The following is an 801-nucleotide window of genomic DNA, read 5'->3' as shown; positions in this document are numbered from 1 at the left end:
CAGCGCCTGACCATCCCAAGAATCACGCGTTGACCGCGTTACACCCCGCAAATGGACTTGACCACCGACCCGGATTTCGCCGATCGACGGTTGGGGCCTTATCTGGTGCCGGACATGTCTCGGAAGTGGAGGTGCCCCATTTGTCGTGCCGTGGCGGTGTCCAGCACGGACGTGACGGGGCAGGACCGCACGACTCCGCGACGCATGGATGCCGATCGGAACGCCCTGGGCCGGCCCCGACAGCGAGCACGACCGATCTCGACGTGTCACAACTGCTTCCTCCCATGTCACCACGTCACAGTGACAAGGCAGTGCGAGAGAAACAGCCGCCCGACGAGTCCTTGGAACCGACCTATGGGTGCTCCCCTGCCACGTCGTTTTCCAGGAAGACGGATGAGTAATCACGCCGGAGTCACGGCATAAGGGTGATGGTGCTGATGCTCTGGGTCCCGTCCGGGAACCGCTCCACAGTACCCGGATGGGCAGGGACACGCAGGGCTCACAGACACGGCGACCTGTTCCATTACCGCCGACGGTCGAGAATGATCAACCCCAAGGAGCTTGTCATGAGAACAACATGGTTGACGCGCGTGCAGGCAGGCATGTCGGTGGTCGCTCTGACCATCACCGGAGTGGCGGTGGGCAATTCCGCCCAGGCCGCTCCGGACCCGGATCCTTCCGTGATCAGCACGGCGGGATCTTCGTTCTTGCCGGCCTTCGGCAGGCTGGCCGGAGGGTGGCAGGTGAGTCTGCACCCGCGGATGCTCGGGGACCTGAATGGGGACAGGCGCCAGGACATCG

General features: G+C 63.7%; 1 pseudogene. It reads left to right on the top strand.

Going from position 1 to position 801, the window contains the following annotated elements:
* Window positions 1-542: 542 nt before the first annotated feature.
* Window positions 543-801: pseudogene (locus IEW07_RS21360) on the top strand (hypothetical protein); the annotation flags it as partial.

Origin of the sequence: Kocuria dechangensis (assembly GCF_014636775.1) — a bacterium.
Lineage (GTDB): Bacteria > Actinomycetota > Actinomycetes > Actinomycetales > Micrococcaceae > Kocuria > Kocuria dechangensis.
This window is presented reverse-complemented; position numbering and strand designations above follow the sequence as displayed.